This is a genomic window from bacterium, from assembly GCA_035454885.1.
Classification (GTDB): Bacteria; UBA10199; UBA10199; order JACPAL01.
On the sequence record DATIGE010000057.1, the window covers coordinates 12,885 to 30,113 of the forward strand.

The 17,229-nt window shown below is 62.1% G+C and carries 16 protein-coding genes; 12 read left to right on the forward strand and 4 right to left on the reverse strand.

Annotation, left to right across the window (positions count from 1 at the left end):
• The first annotated feature begins 70 nt into the window (after window positions 1-70).
• Together VLJ37_10000 and folE are read left to right on the forward strand one after the other, a co-directional pair.
• Window positions 71-1,744, forward strand: a complete 1,674-nt coding sequence (locus VLJ37_10000) for an MBL fold metallo-hydrolase (GenBank protein HSA60001.1) — start codon at window positions 71-73, stop codon at window positions 1,742-1,744.
• A gap of 10 nt (window positions 1,745-1,754) precedes the next feature.
• Window positions 1,755-2,357 carry a GTP cyclohydrolase I FolE gene (gene folE / locus VLJ37_10005; protein ID HSA60002.1) on the forward strand — a complete coding sequence of 201 codons (603 nt, stop codon included), beginning with the start codon at window positions 1,755-1,757 and terminating at the stop codon, window positions 2,355-2,357.
• A gap of 54 nt (window positions 2,358-2,411) precedes the next feature.
• Here the strand turns inward: folE and VLJ37_10010 are convergent, their stop codons facing one another.
• From VLJ37_10010 to VLJ37_10020, 3 genes are all read right to left on the reverse strand, one after another.
• Window positions 2,412-3,797 (reverse strand): hypothetical protein, encoded by a 1,386-nt coding sequence (locus VLJ37_10010; protein ID HSA60003.1) that lies wholly within the window; start codon window positions 3,795-3,797, stop codon window positions 2,412-2,414.
• Window positions 3,798-4,197: 400 nt separating this feature from the next.
• Complete coding sequence (gene queF / locus VLJ37_10015; GenBank protein HSA60004.1) at window positions 4,198-4,560, reverse strand: preQ(1) synthase; 363 nt, start codon at window positions 4,558-4,560, stop codon at window positions 4,198-4,200.
• Window positions 4,502-5,095: a methyltransferase domain-containing protein gene (locus VLJ37_10020; GenBank protein ID HSA60005.1), complete on the reverse strand. Its 594-nt coding sequence runs from the start codon at window positions 5,093-5,095 to the stop codon at window positions 4,502-4,504. Before VLJ37_10020 ends, queF begins: the two co-directional genes overlap by 59 nt.
• 116 nt (window positions 5,096-5,211) lie before the next feature.
• On the opposite strand from VLJ37_10020, the gene VLJ37_10025 reads away from it, so the two are divergent.
• Genes VLJ37_10025 through VLJ37_10040 form a run of 4 tightly spaced genes read left to right on the forward strand, consistent with a single transcriptional unit; the run spans window position 5,212 to window position 7,609 of the window.
• Window positions 5,212-5,688, forward strand: a complete 477-nt coding sequence (locus VLJ37_10025; GenBank protein ID HSA60006.1) for a hypothetical protein — start codon at window positions 5,212-5,214, stop codon at window positions 5,686-5,688.
• Complete coding sequence (locus VLJ37_10030) at window positions 5,685-5,891, forward strand: hypothetical protein (GenBank protein ID HSA60007.1); 207 nt, start codon at window positions 5,685-5,687, stop codon at window positions 5,889-5,891. Before VLJ37_10025 ends, VLJ37_10030 begins: the two co-directional genes overlap by 4 nt.
• 14 nt (window positions 5,892-5,905) lie before the next feature.
• Window positions 5,906-6,799, forward strand: a complete 894-nt coding sequence (xerD, locus tag VLJ37_10035) for a site-specific tyrosine recombinase XerD (protein HSA60008.1) — start codon at window positions 5,906-5,908, stop codon at window positions 6,797-6,799.
• Between the two features lie 48 nt (window positions 6,800-6,847).
• Window positions 6,848-7,609, forward strand: coding sequence for a hypothetical protein (locus VLJ37_10040; protein ID HSA60009.1), 762 nt, complete (start codon window positions 6,848-6,850; stop codon window positions 7,607-7,609).
• An 89-nt stretch (window positions 7,610-7,698) separates the two neighbouring features.
• On the opposite strand, the gene VLJ37_10045 is transcribed toward VLJ37_10040, so the two are convergent.
• A complete protein-coding gene (locus VLJ37_10045) occupies window positions 7,699-12,240 on the reverse strand; it encodes a sigma 54-interacting transcriptional regulator (GenBank protein HSA60010.1) in 4,542 nt (1,513 codons plus the stop codon).
• 165 nt (window positions 12,241-12,405) lie between these two features.
• Here VLJ37_10045 and VLJ37_10050 point away from each other — a divergent pair, with 165 nt between their 5' ends.
• The 6 genes from VLJ37_10050 to VLJ37_10075 form a co-directional block, all read left to right on the forward strand.
• Window positions 12,406-13,641 (forward strand): hypothetical protein, encoded by a 1,236-nt coding sequence (locus VLJ37_10050; GenBank protein ID HSA60011.1) that lies wholly within the window; start codon window positions 12,406-12,408, stop codon window positions 13,639-13,641.
• Between the two features lie 20 nt (window positions 13,642-13,661).
• Window positions 13,662-14,006 (forward strand): helix-turn-helix domain-containing protein, encoded by a 345-nt coding sequence (locus VLJ37_10055; GenBank protein HSA60012.1) that lies wholly within the window; start codon window positions 13,662-13,664, stop codon window positions 14,004-14,006.
• Between the two features lie 202 nt (window positions 14,007-14,208).
• Window positions 14,209-14,703: a hypothetical protein gene (locus VLJ37_10060; protein HSA60013.1), complete on the forward strand. Its 495-nt coding sequence runs from the start codon at window positions 14,209-14,211 to the stop codon at window positions 14,701-14,703.
• Window positions 14,704-14,727: 24 nt separating this feature from the next.
• The gene (locus VLJ37_10065; GenBank protein HSA60014.1) at window positions 14,728-15,837 is read left to right on the forward strand and encodes a DUF4215 domain-containing protein; all 1,110 of its coding nucleotides are present in this window, start codon (window positions 14,728-14,730) and stop codon (window positions 15,835-15,837) included.
• Between the two features lie 25 nt (window positions 15,838-15,862).
• Window positions 15,863-16,705, forward strand: coding sequence for a hypothetical protein (locus tag VLJ37_10070; GenBank protein ID HSA60015.1), 843 nt, complete (start codon window positions 15,863-15,865; stop codon window positions 16,703-16,705).
• Between the two features lie 150 nt (window positions 16,706-16,855).
• On the forward strand, window positions 16,856-17,229 hold a 374-nt coding region (locus VLJ37_10075; GenBank protein ID HSA60016.1), incomplete at its 3' end, for a hypothetical protein.

Genomic DNA, 17,229 nt, shown 5'->3' on the forward strand with positions numbered 1-17,229 from the left:
ACCTATCACGCCCAGCCCCGAGGACTGACGCAAATCGTTTTATTTTCAACCACTTACGACGTGGTGCGTCATGCAGATTGCTCTCTCGCTGGGGCTCTTGGGGCTCTCGGCGCTCGAAGGTCAAGAACTCCAGGCCCTCCAGCAAGGACTCGTCCGGCTCTGCCCGACGGGGGTCAACCTCCCGGGCCTGTCCGCGACGGAGATGCGCGCCTTGGAAAGCCTGCGCGGCGGGGCAGCCCTCAGGCCGGCCGAAACCGCACGCGCGGCGGCCGCGCTCGTCGATTGCCTGACGGCGAACGGCTTTCTCCCACGGCCCTCGCTCGAAGGCGCGCCCGGCGTCCGGCTCTTTCGAGAACCGTCCATTCCCTTGAGCCGCCTGTCCTTTCCCGCCTTCGGCGGAGTGGACGTCGCCACCGAAGACGGCGCGATCCATTTCGGAAGCGCCCTCTGGTCGAACAAGGACGTCCTCGCCGCCGGCGCCTCGGCACCCTCCGTTTTCGTGCTGACCCTGCTGCGGAGAAACACGGGCTTCCTCGCCGCGGATTTCCTCAGAAACAACTATTTCGTCACGCGCCGGACACCCGTCTTCGTCGTCGACAACGCCGACGAGGCCCGCGCCTTGGACGAGTTTCTCCGCCAGACCTATGAAGCCACCGAACCGGAGTCGATCGGCGCGTTTCCTTCGCCGGACGCGGGCGACCTGTACCGGATCTACTTTTTCGATGAACACGGGCGCGTGACCCTGGGTCGCCTCATGATCGAGCGCCTCCGTCCGCACCTCTTCCGGATCTCGGAAGGGGAGCGCCCGATCGGAGCCCTCAATCTGGAGACCTACGCCCAAGCGGAGATTTTAAGCCCCCTCCGGCCGCGGGCACCGGCCGGGAGGAAGGCCGAATTCGTCCGGCGCCAGGCGATCGACCTCAAAAAGCCGGGCCTTTGGCCCCGAGGCACGGCGAACGGATTTGCCAAGCACGAGGAGACCAGCGGCTTCATGATCTGGAACCGGGGACGTTTTCTCTTCGTCGACCCGCCGTCGAGCACCCTGGAGTATCTGGAGGCCCACCGGATCCCGCTCGATCTCCTCGAAGGCCTGATCATCACCCACGGCCACACGGACCACTGCACGGACGCCATCCCGAAGATCCTCGAAAGGCGGCCTAAGACCCGTATTTACACCACGCGGCGGATCTTCGACGACGTCGGCCGCCAGCTCGATTTGGCCCTCGGCCGCGGGGCGGCGCGCCTGGACTTCGGTTACCGGCGCTTCGTCGAGATCCGGCCCCGAGCGAAGACCCGCATCAACGGCATGACGTTTCAGTTTCACGACACGCTCCACACCCTACCGGCGCTGGGGTTCCGGATCTGGAACGGCAACGATCTCGCCGTCTATTTCAGCGGCGACACGTTCGCCGACCCGTCGATCTTCGGCCAGTTCCTGCCGGGCCAAACGCCGTACATGAGCTGGGAGAGGGCCTTCGAAGTCCTGATGCACTATTTCCTCATCCCTCAAAGGGCCTCGCAGACCGTGCCGCCGTGGTTCTTGATCGAGGCGAGCATGCTGCCCCTGCATACGCGTCCCGAACTCTCGCGTGCCTTCCTCGAGTTCCTGAAGAAACACCTCAAGGTCGACACGTCTCGCGTCCTCGCCTACCACATCTCGGACGAGAAGGCGCGGGCCGCCAAACTCCGCAAGTGGACGGCCGGCCATGAGGGGTGGATTGACTTGAGCGCCTATTATCAATAGCCTACCGCCCATGAAGAATTCGAAGAACAAAGTCGTCCCCATCGGCTCCCAGGGGGTGGTGGAGGACAATCTCGTCTCCACGTTCGAGTCCGTTCTGCAGGAGTTGGGGGAGGACCCTCGAAGGGAAGGGTTGAAGCGAACCCCCGTCCGCGTGGCCAAGGCGCTCCGCTTCCTCACGCAGGGTTACCGTCAGAACGTCGACGAGGTCGTGAACGGGGCCCTCTTCACGGAGGACACGGACGAAATGGTGACGATGCGGGACATCGAGATCTACAGCCTCTGCGAACACCATTTGCTTCCGTTCTTCGGCAAGTGCCACGTCGCCTATCTCCCCAACCGGAAGATCATCGGCATTTCCAAGATCGCCCGCGTCGTGGACGTCTTCGCCCGACGTCTCCAAGTTCAGGAGCGCCTCACCAAACAGATCGCGGAAACCATGCAAAGGGTCTTGGAGCCGAAGGGTGTCGCGGTGGTCATCGAGGCCGAGCACCTCTGCATGCAGATGAGGGGCGTTCAGAAGCAGAACTCCTGCGTCGTCACTTCCGCCATGCTGGGGGCCTTCCGGAACCGCCAGGAAACCCGCGAAGAGTTCATGAAGTTGATCAAGTCTTAAGCGAGGCGGTTGGTCAATCAATGGGAAAGTTCTCTAGAATCTTTCCCCAATTCCTCACGATGCCGGGCCGGATGGTCTCCTCGTACCGGGGTCCTCATTGGGATTGGCTCCCCGATAAACGCTTAGGAACTCGCGGTAGAGCCGTTGTTCTTCCGTGAAGGACAGGGGAGGAAGCGGATCCCGTGCCGGATCACCGATCCCTCCCCTCTGGATTCGTCCAAGTCGGTAGCCTTCACCCTCCGCCACCAACTCACCTCGCTGAACCATGGCCTCCCAGATCGCTTTGAACATCCGATGAGAGTTGAGCTGCGGATTCTCAGAAATCTCGCGGTCCAGGTGAACAGAGTCTTCCAGCTCGTCTAGAAAATTCGGCCCGGTTTTCGTGGCCGCGCCGGCCGGTGGGTGCGGGGAACCAGGGCCATTTCCCGTCAGGTATTCGGAGACCAAACGGGTTTCCAAGAGGTAGGCGTGAATCAGGATCTGCAAGTGTTCCGCACGGACCCAACCATAGCCCTCCACCAGCTCGGCGGTCTTACCGCGAACGCGCCCGACCAGCGTCCCGAACAGATCCCAAAGAAACCCCAGCTCCGCCCGACCCGCCGGGGGCTCTTGCCCCGCGATCAAATCCTCCAGGCTGGCCCTCAGGGCGCTTCGGTTGAGGGCCCAGCCGCGTTCAAAAATGAAGTCCTCGAAACGCGCGACCGCTTCGTGCAGGGTCAGCGAGGAAGGGGGAAGACAGCTCTGCAGGACGAGGGTGGCCGTCGGGGCCCGCAGCGCGATGAGAGTATGCATCCGGTCGAGATAATCCCGATCCCAAGATGAGCCGGGGTCCTCCCAACCTTTTAGCTCCCGCACCACGCCGGCAATCCGCGCCAGGGCCTCTCGAAGAATTGGATGTGATGGCTCCGCGGGTGGGTTCGGTCGACGGCCCAGGCTGCGAAACGAAGCCGCATAAAACTGCGGAAGGAATGGGATCACGGGAAAGGCAATCCTCTCCCCGAAATCTCCGAAGGGCCGGACCAACTGCTCCAAGATGGCCTCCTCAAATCGATATTCCGTAAATGAAATGACCTTCTCCGAATGCATCCCGAAGGCCTCTGAGATCGCCCGTTCCATGGGCCCGACCCGTTCCTCGATCTCCCTTGAGCGGTTTCCCTCATGCAGCCGCAAAAGACGGCCGACCCGTCGGATCTCTGCGACCAAACGACTCCGGGTGACCGGTTCGGGGGACATGCCCTGAATCAAAATGCGGAGATCTTCGGAGTTGAGATCATCGGGGTTGAAGAGCGGCACGACGGGCTCCGGCACCGGGCGACGGGAGGCCGGTTCCCGGGCCAAGACGGCGCTGTAAATTTCTTCCTGCAATGTCTCGGCCTGATCGGTCGAAGAGGCTGTCGGAAGGGGGGCCAGACCAAAGACGGCGGTACCCCCTTGAATCAATTTGCCGTAGCTTTCCTCCCCAGCGGTTGAAAGTGAACGGCGGAACGCTTCGTCGGATTCAGCTTTTCGCGAGGCGCCTCTGACAAGAAACCTTGAGATCTCTGAACCGCGTGAGAGGTGATCCTTGAGAGAGGTTGCAACCGTTGCGTATCTGTCGGGTGAATCCGCCCGCTCCAAGTCTTGTGCAAGCCTTCTGGCCTCCGTCGATCCCTCCCCCGATAAAATTTGGCTCAAGCCCGATCTCAAGTCGGGCGATGGAATGAAGGCGGGGTTGAGGGCCCCGTACAAAAAAATGCATTGCAGGTATTGTCCGACGGGGGCAGCGGTGACCACTGACATGAAAGGCCTCCTAGAACCCCTCTGTTGTCGGAGGCCGATTAAAACAGTTGCTCGTTGATTCCTAATCTCGCGGCCTGCCATGCGTTGCCGTCACGGTCGTGGTGATCCCGCCGCGGACGTTGAAGGCGCCCACCACCTCCATCCAGCGCGGGGCGCAGGCCTTCACCAAATCACTGAGGATGAGATTCGTCGCCTTCTCGAAGAAATGCCCTTCGTTGCGGAAGGACCATAAGTACAGCTTGAGCGACTTCAATTCGACGCAGAGCTTGTCCGGCACGTAGCGGATGGTGATCGTGGCGAAGTCCGGCTGGCCGGTCTTGGGGCAGAGGCTGGTGAACTCGGGACAGACCGACTCGATCACATAGTCACGATCCGGTTGCGGATTGGGGAACGTCTCCAAGCTCTTCGAGGGGGATGTGGACACACGGACCTCCTATGTCTTCGCGATTCTTGCCATCGATCTTTTCATACGAGAAGGACCAGATCAGGCGGCCTTCCTTCCTCCATTTGTCGGCGTAGAACGTCACGAACTCGATGCCGTCCTCCTTGTGGATGAACGACGCCGCGAAGGTCCGGAAGGTTTCGCGGATCTGGGCGACGTAGCGGGGGTCGTCATGGGCGACGTAGACGCGGCCGCCGGGTTCCAAGACGCGCAGGAGTTCGGCGACGAATTTCCCCTGAAAGAGCCGGTTCTTGGCGTGACGCCGCTTGGGCCAGGGGTCGGAGAAGAGGATGAAGATCTTCGCGAATTCCGCGTTCGCACACTGGGGCAGGAAGGCCTGGGCCTCCATGCAGACGAGTTCGACATTCGCCAAACCCCGTTTTTCAAGCCGAACGGCGAGCTTCTCGCACCGGCCGGGCTTGACCTCCACGCCCACGACCGTCGCCAAGGGGTTCTCCTCCGCCAGGTGAAACAAAAAATCCCCGCGGCCGGGGCCGATTTCCAAGATTCGCGTCATCGAAGGCCTAGAGTCCTCAAAACGGGGCCCGCCCGTCAAGCCCTCACTCTGTTAACCGGGGGAAACAAAATCGGTCGAACGGCTCCCGTTTTGCCCGAATTTTCAAGCGATTTTGAATGGCATGGACCTTGCTCCATCTCTTCCAAGGAGAGGTCAATATGGGATTCTGGGGAACTGTGATCGGATTCGCCGTGGGTGGACCGGTCGGGGCTTATGTCGGCGACAAAATCGGGGATTCCATTGGTGGCAGCAAAAGCACGGTGAATTACGGCACCCCCGTCGATTATTCCACGGCCATGATGTACAGCGCGGACAACAACAAGACGGTCGCGCTCGCCCAGATCATGGGCATGCAGAACGCCATGCAGCAGGCGGGCCTCGACCGCGAGATGCAATTGGCGGCCCAACTAGAGCTGGGGATTGAAAAGCTCGATACCAAGCTCCAAGAGTCAGTGCTCCAATTCAGGATGCAGATGACGGCCAATGAGAACCAGCACGTCGAGCGCATGGCCGAGATCAAGCAAAAGCACGCCCAACTCGAGAGCGGGGGCGGCGAGGCCTTCTTCGACCTGCCGGCGCCGGATTTTTCGTGAAGCCGCTCATCAAAATTCATTACAGGACCGCGGCCGGCGGGTACGCCTCCCTCATCCGGGAATTGCCCGTCGGAGAAATGGGCCGATTGGCCCATTTCGTGGCCCACATCCTGCTTTCCGAACTTCCCGCCGGGATCACCTACACGGGTACGGAGGCGGGCTGGGACCTTCACGATTCCTTCGACACGCGCACCCTCTCCTGATAAGTTCCCGACTGGTGGAAGAACCCCTCCAACGCTACCTGGACTTCCTGAAGGTCGAGAAGGGCCTCTCCAAGAATTCGCTCGCCGCCTACGGGACCGACCTAAACGGCTTTCTGGAGTTCCTTCGCAGGCGCAGGAAGACGTCTTGGGGCGACGTCGCCCCCCAGGATATCCTGGAGCATGTCATGAAGCTCGCTGATGGGGCCCTCAAGGCGCGCTCGCTCGCGCGGCACCTGATCGCCATCCGCGGGCTCTACAAATTCCTCCTGAAGGAAGGTGACGTCTCCAAGAACCCGACCGCGCTCGTCGAACTGCCCAAGGCAGGGCGAAAGCTCCCCAACTTCTTGACGCTGGACGAGGTCGACCGGGTCTTGAGCGCTTCGCACGCGCGAGCTCAAGAAGGGCCGGAAGGACTTCGCAACGACGCCATGTTGGAACTTCTCTATGCCACGGGGCTGCGCGTCTCGGAGCTCGTCCATCTCACGGTGGATGACCTCCACCTGGACCGCGGTTTTCTGAAGACGATGGGAAAGGGGAGCAAGGAAAGGATCGTGCCCATCGGAAGGTCGGCGATCCAGTCGATCCAGCTCTACCTCGCGACCGCGCGGGAGACGCACCGCAAGGGACGATCGACGCAGGCCCTCTTTCTCACCCGCCTCGGACGCGGCATGACGCGGCAGATGTTTTGGAAGCTACTGAAGGACCTTTCGCGGAGGGCCGGCATCCGCAAGGACTTGAGCCCCCACGTCCTCCGGCATTCCTTCGCGACGCACCTGGTCCAGAGGGGGGCGGACCTCCGGAGCGTCCAGGCCATGCTCGGCCACGCGGACATCTCGACGACACAGATTTATACACACCTCAACCTGTCCCATTTGAAGATCGTCGCAGCCAAGCACCCGAGGGCCTAGCCCCAGAAAAGCAACTACATCGAGCGCATCCTCCGATATAATGGGGTGGTGTCTTCCAGGCATTTCATCGCGGTCTTAGGTCTTTTGGGCCTCCTGTCCGCCTGTCTCCCAGGCATGAGTCCCAGCGGGACCCCGTCCAATCCGGCGGGGGTCGCGAATTCCGAAAAGCCCGAATCCACCGAGGGCGAGGGCCCCTCCGGCGCCACTGATCTTCCGACGGGCCCCTCGTCGGGGGCGGGCGGGGATTCGCCGGCGATCCCCATCAACAATCCCATCAACAACACCCCGAACGGCGGGGCATCATTGGGAGATTCCTACGTCCTGGCCCGGGGCGGGACCTTCCCTCCCAAGGGCGACGGCGAGTCGGTGGGCAGCGACCAGCAGAAAGAGGCGACGGATTGGAGGCTCCGCTTTGGCGTCAACGCCTGGTGGGAGCTCTCGCGGACGACGCCGGACATCTATCCCGTCTTCAAGAACGCGACGACGGATTTCAAGATGAAGCTGGAATTCAAATCCCGCGACGCCGATCAATGGATCCTGGCCGGCCCCACGCCCAATGGAACCCCTTTGGTCCACATGGGCTATCAGCCCAAGGGACAGCCCCCTTTGGCGGCCCAATCCTTCGAGGCCCCGGCGGGATGGGAGGCAGCCGAGGGCACCAACGTCGTCTTCTTGAATCTGACGTTGGGCGAGGGGACGGTGACGTTCACCGTCGACTATGTCGGCGTCACTCATCCGCTCGGATCCTTCACGACGTACTATTCCGACGTCGACGCGTCGACGACCTCGGCGCCCATTCTCTTCCAATAAATCAAGCCCCATCGAAAGGAATCGGATCCGGCTACGCCGGGCCGATTCCGCAGCCAGGGGGCAGGGGGATACCCGAAGGGATCCCCCGCCTAAAGATACCGGTCGATGTATTCGTGGAGCGTCGCCGCGTCCCGCTTGACGCCGAATTTTTCCAGCTTGGCGTAAAGATTCCGGCGCGAGATCCCCAGGGCCTCGGCCGCTTTGGAGCGGTGATAGCCGGCGTCGCGGATCGCGCGGAGGATGCGTACGAGCTCGGTCTCACCTTGGGGGGTTGCGGGCGGAGGGGTGCGTGTTGAAAGAGCCTTTCCGCCCAGAAGGGTCGGTTTGAATTCGAGTGAGGACGCCGTGATGGCGCCTTTTTCCGCAAAGAGCGCCGCCGTCTCGAGCGTGTTCTGCAACTCGCGGATGTTGCCGGGCCAATCGTAGCTTAAGAAAATCTTCAGGGCCTCGGGGGAGAGCTTCAACCGCGGCTTCTTCTCCCTCCCGGCGATCTTTCCCAAAAAATGATCGGCGAGGAGCGGGAGATCCTCCAAGCGCTCCCGGAGCGGAGGGAGGGTCACCGTCACGCCGTTGAGACGGAAGAAGAGGTCTTCCCGGAATTTTCCCTGCCGGACCAAGTCGTGCAGGTCCTTGTTGGAGGCGGAGACGACGCGGACGTCGACCTTGACCACCTCGTTCGAGCCGATCGGGCGGACGTCCCCCTCCTGAAGGAAGCGCAGCAACTTGGCCTGGAGGGGGACGCTCATGTCGGCGATCTCGTCCAAGAAGACGGTCCCGCCGTCGGCGTATTGGAGGAGCCCCTTCTTGTCGGCGGTCGCATGGGTGAAGGAGCCCTTCTTGTGGCCGAAGAGTTCCGACTCGAGAAGCGTCTCCGGCAGGCTCGCGCAGTTTTCCGTCACGAAGGCCTTTTTGGACCGAGCACTGTTGAAGTGGAGGGCGCGTGCGATCGCCTCCTTGCCCGTCCCGGATTCCCCATAGATCCAGACGGGGACGCGCGCCTCGGTGATCCGGTCCACGAGCGACAGGACCTTGAGCATCTGCGGCGAGCGCCCGACGATGTCGCCGTACTCGTTCTTAAGGCTCAAGCGGGTCTTCTGAAGCTCGCGGTTCATCAAGCCCATCTCGCTCGATCGGACTTCGACTTCCTCCGCGAGGCGGTCATTCGTCTCGGAGAGCGCCGCGATCTTGCGCACCTTCTCGAGGGCCAATGCGGCGACGCCGGCCAGCGCCTTCATGGCAGCGAGCGTCTGTCCCTCGAAGAGGCCTCGCTCGTAGCGGTGATCGAGGTAGAAGACGCCGAGCACCCCTTCGCGGCCCGTCACGGGAATGGCGAGGATGGACTTGAGTTTGGCGAAATGGACGCTCTTCGCCTCCCGGAAACGCGGGTCTTCGACGGCGTTGTCCGTGATAACGGCCTCGCCCGACTGCATGGCGCGGCGGACGGACGAGAGGCTCAAGGCGTAGCCAGGCCGCTCAAGGTCCCGCTTGGCGATCTTCTTGGAGACCGCGACCTGGAATCCGGGGATCGGTCCCTTGGCCTTCTCGTTTTGAACCAGGAGGAACCCGCTCTCCGCGCGTGAGAGGTCCATGGCCGCGTCCATCAACCGCTTGAGGACACGGTCCATGTGCTCGTCTTGGACGAGTTCCCGGTTGAGCTCGGCCAGTTCGCTTAAAATGTCCACGAGATCACCTCCAGCGGTTTTCGCCTCCCCCGAAGGGGACGGCGTTTGAGAGACGGTCAAGAAGGGAAGGCCACGGACGTCGGAACGGTTGGCGAAGGTCACTTGAAGCTCCGGCGGGAGTCGGGCGTAGGCCTCTTCGAGCCCCTTTTCGCCGATCTTTTCCGAATCCGGAAGGCGGCCTCCGTCCTTCCAGGCGTTCAGACAAGCCTCCGACTCGTGGAGGAGGCCTTGGGCGTCCGGCAGACCCGTCACCGCCTCCCGAAGCTCGGCGACGGCCGTCTCGGCGCGCGCGAAGCGGCCCAGGGAGGCCTCGGCGATCGCCAGCCTCTTTAAATTCTCGGCCAAGTCCTTGCGGTTCCCGAGGACTTGAAAGACGTCGTGGGCCCGGGCGAGCAGGGGAAGGGCCGGGGCGAGATGGCCGCGCCGGCGCTCCAAGACGGCCTGGTTGCTTTGCACCAGCGCGAGCTCCAAGGCGTCCTCGCGCCCGCGCGCGACCGCCTCGGCCAACCGGTAGGAGGCGTCCGCCGTCTCGAAGTCCCCCCGGTCGAGCGCCAGATTTCCCTGCTGAAGGCCGACCGCGAACGTGCCCGGACCGTAGGCGTCCGCGGCATAGAGACGCTCCGCCTCTTCGAAGCGCCGCTTGGCCTCGTCCCAGCGTCCCTCCTGGGCCCCAAGCTCGGCGAGATGGCGGCAGATCTCGGCGCGGCGTCGGCCTCCGGGACCGGCGAGCGCCAAGCCCTCCTCGAAATGCCGCCGGGCCTCGCCGAAGCGGCGCCGCTCCCGCAGGTCGTGCGCGCCCAGGAGGGAATGGGCCCGGACCAGATACGGGCGATGGGCTTCCTCGGAGGCGTCGCCCGCCTCCAGACAGCGCTGAAGCCTCAAGGCGGCCTCGCCGTGATCCCCGATATTTTGGTGGTTGAGTCCGGTGATGAACCAGTACTTGACCGCCCGGAGAGGCGCCGGCTCGTCGTTCGCGTTCAGCCCGAACCAATCCTCTGCGACCTCCAAGGCCGCCTCGAAGCGCCCCAGGTCGTTCAGACAGTTCATTTTCAAGCGCAGGAGCCGGGAGGTTTCGTCCCGGTCCCCCTCCAGGAAGGGGAGAGCGCTCGCGATGAGGGCCAGCGCCTCGTCCTTGCGCCCGTCGGCGGAGAGCCTCTCGGCGGCGGGACGGGCGCCCGCGGCGACCAGCGCCCTCTCTCCCAAAGCGGCGGCGTGATGAAGCTTGGCGGCGTCGTCGGCCGGGGCCGCCTCGAGAGCCCGGAACCAATCTTCGTGAATCTTGCGGGCCTCGGCCGTCGAGAGACCCTGACGGAGGAACGCCGCCAACCCCTCGGTCGCCGGGGCGTATTTTCCGGAAAGCGCCTCGCGAACGACGAGCTCCCGCTCGAGGAGGTAGGGGAGTCGCGCGGCCAGCCCCTCATCCCCGACCGCATGGGCCAAGACCGCGAGCGCGACGGGACCGCCGGCCAACGCCAGGTGGTTTAGGATCGCTCGATCCTCGCCGGTCAACGTCTCCAGACGAAAGAGGAGAACGCTGTCGAAGGAGGCGAGTCTCGGAAGTTCCTTCAGCCACTTTTTGGAAAATTCGCGGCCTGAACACCGGCGCTCCTCCAAAAAAACATTGGCCGTTTCCACCAGGAGGAGGGGATTGCCCCGCGTCTCCCGGAAGACATCCTCCAAGGCCTCGCCGGCCGCCTTCTCCCCGAGGGCGTTCCGGAGCAGTTGCGACGTCTCCTGGCGATCCAAATTTTTGAGCGCAATCTCCTCGCAGAGAGGATTTTCCAGGATTTTCCGGAAAAAGGGCCGGAGCCGGTCGGGGAGGCGGTCGTCGTTCCACTCCAAGACGACGAGTCGGCCGGGTGCGAGGGATTTTTCCAGGTCGACCAAGGGCAGCAAGTCCTCGGGAGGCAGGGCGTGAAGATTGGAGAGCAGGATCGTCCCTTCCGTCCGCCCAATGTCCTTGGGCCGCGCGTGACGGCAAGCCGTCCCCGCTACGGCGCATTGCAAGGCGATCTCCCGCAAGAAACGCGATTTGCCGACGCCCGTGATCCCATGGACGGCCAGGAGGGCCGGTCGTTTGTGAAGAGTCTTCAGACTCCGGCGCAAGACCTGAAGGGCCCGCTCGGCCCCGATCATCCGGATGGGGTGATAATCGGCGACCGCTCCCGATGCCGGTCGGTCCCGCCCTCCGGAGAGGACCTCCAACGCCGCGGAGGCCGACGAAAGCCGGCGCCCCAACTCGGGTTCGATCAGGCGATCGACGACGGCCGCCTCCGACCGGCCCGACAGGTCCGGAACGACGGTCGCCAGAGGGCGAACGGGCTTCTCGAGGATCTCCCGGAGGCTCCGACCACCCGCGCGCGGGTGGCGCCCGGCCAGCGCCTCATAAAAAACGGTCCCGAGGGCGAAGAGGTCGCTCGCGGGGAGGGTCACGCCGTCCAGGCGCTCGGGGGCCGTGTAGGGGAGGGTGGCGGCCTGGAAGGCCCCCGCCGCGTCCTGAAATCCGGAAAGTCCAAAATCCACGAGTCGAAGGCGGCTCTTGGAATCCACGAGGAGATTGCCCGGGGAAAGGTCTCCGTGGATCACACCTTGGCCGTGCAGGTAGGCGAGAGCCTCCAAGGCCTCGCGGAACCACCCCAAGACGGCCTCTTTGCCGGAGGCGCGGGCCGCGGCGATCACATCGGCCCCGTCGATCCTCTCCATCCAGAAGCAAGGCCCGCGGTCTTCGCCGAAGAGAAACTCGCTCGTCGGAGCGAAGCCGAGGACGGACACGATGGAAGGATGGCGGATCCGCGCCAGCAACTCGAACTCCGCCTCGAAGGCGGCGCGGGTCGCGTCCCCCCGGTTCGAGAGAAGCTTCACCGCGACGACCGCCCCCTCGGGCGTGCGGGCCTCGAAGACTTCGCCGCCTAAACCGCTTCCTAAGGATTTGAGGAGGGTCCAGCCCACCTCGCAAGCATAGCACGATTGAGCAAAAGGAATTGTGCTTTTTGATTCACTTTCTGTGCTTGGCAATAAATCAATCCTAAATTCTCGAATTATTTCAACAATGAATAGTTGGCATATATATTGCTGTAACATTCTGCTGAATGAGCATCCGTCTGGAGGTTTTCTATGTCTGGCAAGCAATGCTCGGATTTCAGTGGGGTAAATGAAGGCCCCTTTTTGTGCAGGATCGGCGGCGCCTTCAAGGGTCTCGTCACCTATCGTGACGGCCGGGCCGCAGTCATCGATCCCAACGCAAAGTCCGGCGAACTGGTTTTCCTTTCCCCCGTGATCGGCGATGTCCCCAAGACCCAACCTCTAGGCGACCATCTTCTGCGGGTCGTCGAGGGGCCTCACGCAGGCATGATCGTCTACAAAGACGGCGGCATCGCGCGAATCGATGATGCCAAACCGCCGACTCCCCCAAGAGACGACGACGATCCACCGACTCCGCCAAAGACGGACTGCAAGGCGGGCTGCTTGGCTTTCTTTTCTCGCGATGGGAAACGGCGTCTCACAGTCGAAGGATTATCCGTCGACGTCATCACCAGGATGAAAGCCATGCAGGGACAATACATCTTCAGCGTCCCTTACACGATCGCGGGGGCGAAAGCCGACGCAATTCGCCTAAACCAGGATCTTGCGGGCACCGAGATCGGAGATTGCTACGCGCGCGGGGGAGGCGTCTCCTTTTCCTTCTTGCAAACGACCCACAACGGAGCGCCCATCAGTTGGGGAGCCGAGCAGCTTCGGGAGATCTATCGTCTCCTCGGCCAAAAAGACGGCCAGACCAGTAATGCCTTTTTCTGCTCCAACCAAGAGGACGAGGATCGGATCGCAATCAACAACGACATCGCCCATCGCCCGAGCCTATTGGCCGCCATCAAGACCCTCGAGTCGGGCAATCACGGTTCCCTCGATCAAGCTCACTCCGAGGCATTGCTCACCTCGCTTCGAGCCGCGGCGGGCGAACCGGATCCCAAGCCGCCCATACCGCCGCCGGATCATCTCAAAGATCTCATCTGGGTCGGTGTGACCTTTTTCGGCGTCCACATCGCGGGTCATATCGCCAGCAGATTGATCGATAAATTCTGGCCCAAGGACCCTCCGAATCCTCCTCCATCCGCAACGGGAACCTCCTCGGAACGGTCCCCCGAGTCTGCGAACGCGTCCGACCAGAATAAGGCATTTTGGGGAGGACTCGCGGCGGCTTGCTTCGTCGGCGCGGCGGCCCTCGTCGCTGACGATGTGACCGGAGTCGGAGTCGCCGACGATCCGCTTGCGCTCGTTGCAGCAACCGCCGGTGCCGTCTTCCTGGGCATCTCCGCCCTCTCCGGCGAAAAGAAACGGAACTCGGGCGTCTAAAACCTACAGGGGGAACTACTATGATGGAAATGACTCATCCGCATGTCCTGGGCTTCCTAAGCGGCGCTTTGAGCACTCAGGAGGCCGCCGAGAAGTTACAAGTGCCGCGCTCTACACTTTGGCGCCTTCAACGACGCCTCAACGTTCGGGGGCCGCTCGCCCTCGTCCACGGCCTTAAGGGGCGCCGCTCCAACAACGCCAAACCCGACGCACTCCGGAGGAAAGTCTGCGAGCTCTTCGCCCGTGACTACCAGCCAGCGGGAATCAGCGTCGGGACCTTCTATGAATACGGCGTTCGAGGAAGGCTGGGCCCTGTCTGTTACACCACAGTCCTTCGATGGCTCAGGGAAGCAGGGCTGGCGTAATTTCCCCCGTTTTTCATCGCGACAAGACAAAGAGTCGCAGCCTTTCCATAAAGAATGAATAACTCATTTGTGCATAAACAGTTGTGCTGCTTAACGAACGATTTGCGCATTTTAAAATGAGCTATCGTATTTTATTCAATGATTTCAATGTGATTATTTTGGCACTAGAATTGCTGTTTAGATGAACTTGGGGGCGTAACATATGGAACTACTTCCGGACTACCTTTTAACACTAGGGGGAATTCTGACGGACCCAAAGCCGGAGAAGAACTCCGAGGCCCTGATGTACGCCTCCGACGCCAACAAGACGATCGCCTTGGACCAGATCCTGGCCCAGAAATCCGCCCTCCAACAGGCGAGCCTGGACCGCCAAATGCAGCTCGCCGCCAATCTCGAGCTGGGGATCGAAAAGCTCGATACCAAGCTTCAGACGTCGAGCCTCGACTATATCCAGAACATGACGGCGGAGGAGAACCGCCACATGGAGCGGATGGCCAAGCTGGGCATTGGGAGAGGCCCCCGCGTCCATGTGACGTCGGGCTCCGACATCCCCGAACCTCCGGCCGAGACAGTACCCACGCAAACCGCGCCCGAGCCGATCGCATACAGCCCGCCCTGGGCGACGGCATCCGACCCGCAGGCGTCCGAATTTGAGATGGCACCGGAAGGCGATTCCCTTCCGTTTGGGAGTTTTTGACGAACGCAAAATCAAGGGGATAAAATGAGAAGTTACACCATCAAGTCACTTGGCATCGCGGCTCTTATCTTAAGTCTCACGGCGGCAATCGGTTGTGGAAAAGCGGAAGGCGAAAATGCCGTCGTCACTCCTCCCGCCATCTCTGATGACATCCAACCTTCCGGGAAGGGCGATGCGGTCACGACCCCTACGGGTGATGAGGACGAAGTCATCGTTCCGGCGGAGACCTCCACGCCGGAAGCGACCGACCCCGAGATCGAGTCCCCCAAGACGCCCGAAGAACTCCCGGCGCCTCCGGCCGCGCTGACGGTCTCTTTGGCCGGCAGCAAGACCCTGTATGAGAAGAAAGAGGGCTTGATCCAGATCAGCTACAGCCGCACCGGAGGAGGGGACGTCCAGCAACTCTACATCTACGGCCCCTTCTCGGGCGATTCCGACTGCGACGGCGGTCTCGTGATCGATCCCTCGGGTTACGACCTCAACAAGGGAAGCGCAAATTATCTCAAGTATCAAAGCCTGCTCTCCGGCGAGGTCTGCAAGGACCTCGACGGCAATTGCATGGATTATTTCGCCCTGGAAGCGCCCGGCCTGTTCTACCGGATCAACCTCTCCGGAGAGAGCGGCACGTTCTACACCCGCATCCACGAGAAGTCGGCCAAGTACGTGCTCGTCGGCCAGGCCGAGGACGGGACGTGGACGAAGGATGAGAAGACCTTCAAGGCCCCCGCGGACAAGCCGATGCCCCCGCTCAAACCCTCCGACACCGTCGCCTACGCCCCGTGGTCTTCGATTCCCTTATCCGGCGCCGATGTCCCGGCCGCCGATCCTTGCGGAGACGGCAAGGTCGACGCCGGCGAGGCCTGCGACGACGGAAATACGGCTCCCGACGACGGCTGCTACCGCTGCAGGGTCGACAACGGATGGAATTGCCAGCCTCTCCTCTTCGAGACCAAGAGCACCTGCACGCGGTTCAACTTCGAATGCGGCGACGGCGTCCTCGAGACGATCGACGGCGAGCAGTGCGACGACAAGAACGACGACCCGAACGACGGCTGCTACAACTGCGTGATCCAACCGGGATGGGACTGCTCCTACTCGATGTTCACGTTCACCAACACCTGCTGGAAGATCTGATCGCGGGTCCATCAAGGGAAATCCTATGAAAATCGAACATTCACTGTCTCACGTCGCGGCCTTCGATGAAGATCCCGTCCTGAATCGAGTCCAGATGTCCCTCGGCATGGCCGGCGGCGACGTCGGGGCCTACGTCCTGCAGGCCGGGAACGGTGGCGGCGCCCAGGGCGCCGCGATGATGAATCAGCTGGTCGGCCTCATGATGCAAAGACCTTTGCAAGGCGGCGCGCAACATCAGAGCACTCAGGGATCCTCGGCCGGACCGGCCGTCGCGGCGGGCGCCGGCGGACTGGCACTGGGAGTGGCGGGCGGGGCCCTTCTTTCCCAATTAGGCAAAAAGAAGGATGCCACGGCGGCCGACCCGATTCCGGGGGGAGGTTCCGCAGCGACAGGGGGGGGCGTCCCCAAGGTTCAGAGCCAGGCCTCGGCGGCCCCGACCACGGCCGTTGCGCCCGTCACGACCCCCGTCAACAGCGCCTCCGGCTCGCCCACGAAGGTGCAGACCCCGACGCCGATGCCGACACCCACCAAACCGACGAGCGCCTCCGTCTCGAACACCTGGTCCAGCCAGCCCGGCGTCGACACGAGCGGCAAGGCCAGATCGCAGGCTTCCCTCAATGCCAATGGCGACCTCGTCGTCACCCAGGCCGATGATTTGTCTAAAACTTCCGGATCAGGCTCATCGACTCCGTGGAAGACGGTCGATACACCCAATAATGGACCGACTTTGGCCGTCCCCTCCAGCCTGTTGAATCTCGGAACGCAACCGCAGGTGGTCCCTCAGAATGCGCCATCATCGGATCAATGGAAGACGGTCGATACCGCCAATGGGTCTCTCAGCCTCCCCAGCTCGCTGGGAGGAAAGTGAAAAACCGATGGCTCAACTGTGCATGAACACTTGTGTCATTTGATTGAATAATTTGTGCATTCTGAATAGCCTGATTTACGTTTTCTTAATAATTTCAATATAATATTTCTGGCATTCCGTTTGCTTCAATAGTCTGCAGGGGGAAATTCAATGTTACCTACATCCAAATATCTTTTGGTCGCCTTTGCGGCCATGACCGCCGCCGGGTTCGCCGGCTGCGGCAACACGACCTACGAGATCCATCCCGATCCGTCGTCGATCGGCGGGACTTCGGCGGCGCAGGATTCGAGCGAAGTCGTACCGGCCGCCGACAACAACGACGAGACCCTGGCCAAGATCAAGGAGCTCGAGGCGAACATCGACGAGCTGAACCGGAAACTCGCCGCGGACGGAAACCCCTCGCCCTCCGAGATGCCCCAGTCTGATCCCGAGACGGACGCCGGGGGCACGATCGACAATTCGGCTCCGAAGCCCCCTGTCGAGGGCTCCACTCAACTGGATGCCACCGATACCGTCGCTTATGC

Coding starts and splice junctions, on each gene's coding strand:
- VLJ37_10000 (HSA60001.1), top strand. CDS start 71: ATGCAGATTGCTCTCTCGCTGGGGCTCTTGGGGCTCTCGGCGCTCGAA.
- folE (HSA60002.1), top strand. CDS start 1,755: ATGAAGAATTCGAAGAACAAAGTCGTCCCCATCGGCTCCCAGGGGGTG.
- VLJ37_10020 (HSA60005.1), bottom strand. CDS start 5,095: ATGACGCGAATCTTGGAAATCGGCCCCGGCCGCGGGGATTTTTTGTTT.
- VLJ37_10025 (HSA60006.1), top strand. CDS start 5,212: ATGGCATGGACCTTGCTCCATCTCTTCCAAGGAGAGGTCAATATGGGA.
- VLJ37_10050 (HSA60011.1), top strand. CDS start 12,406: ATGTCTGGCAAGCAATGCTCGGATTTCAGTGGGGTAAATGAAGGCCCC.
- VLJ37_10055 (HSA60012.1), top strand. CDS start 13,662: ATGATGGAAATGACTCATCCGCATGTCCTGGGCTTCCTAAGCGGCGCT.
- VLJ37_10060 (HSA60013.1), top strand. CDS start 14,209: ATGGAACTACTTCCGGACTACCTTTTAACACTAGGGGGAATTCTGACG.
- VLJ37_10065 (HSA60014.1), top strand. CDS start 14,728: ATGAGAAGTTACACCATCAAGTCACTTGGCATCGCGGCTCTTATCTTA.
- VLJ37_10070 (HSA60015.1), top strand. CDS start 15,863: ATGAAAATCGAACATTCACTGTCTCACGTCGCGGCCTTCGATGAAGAT.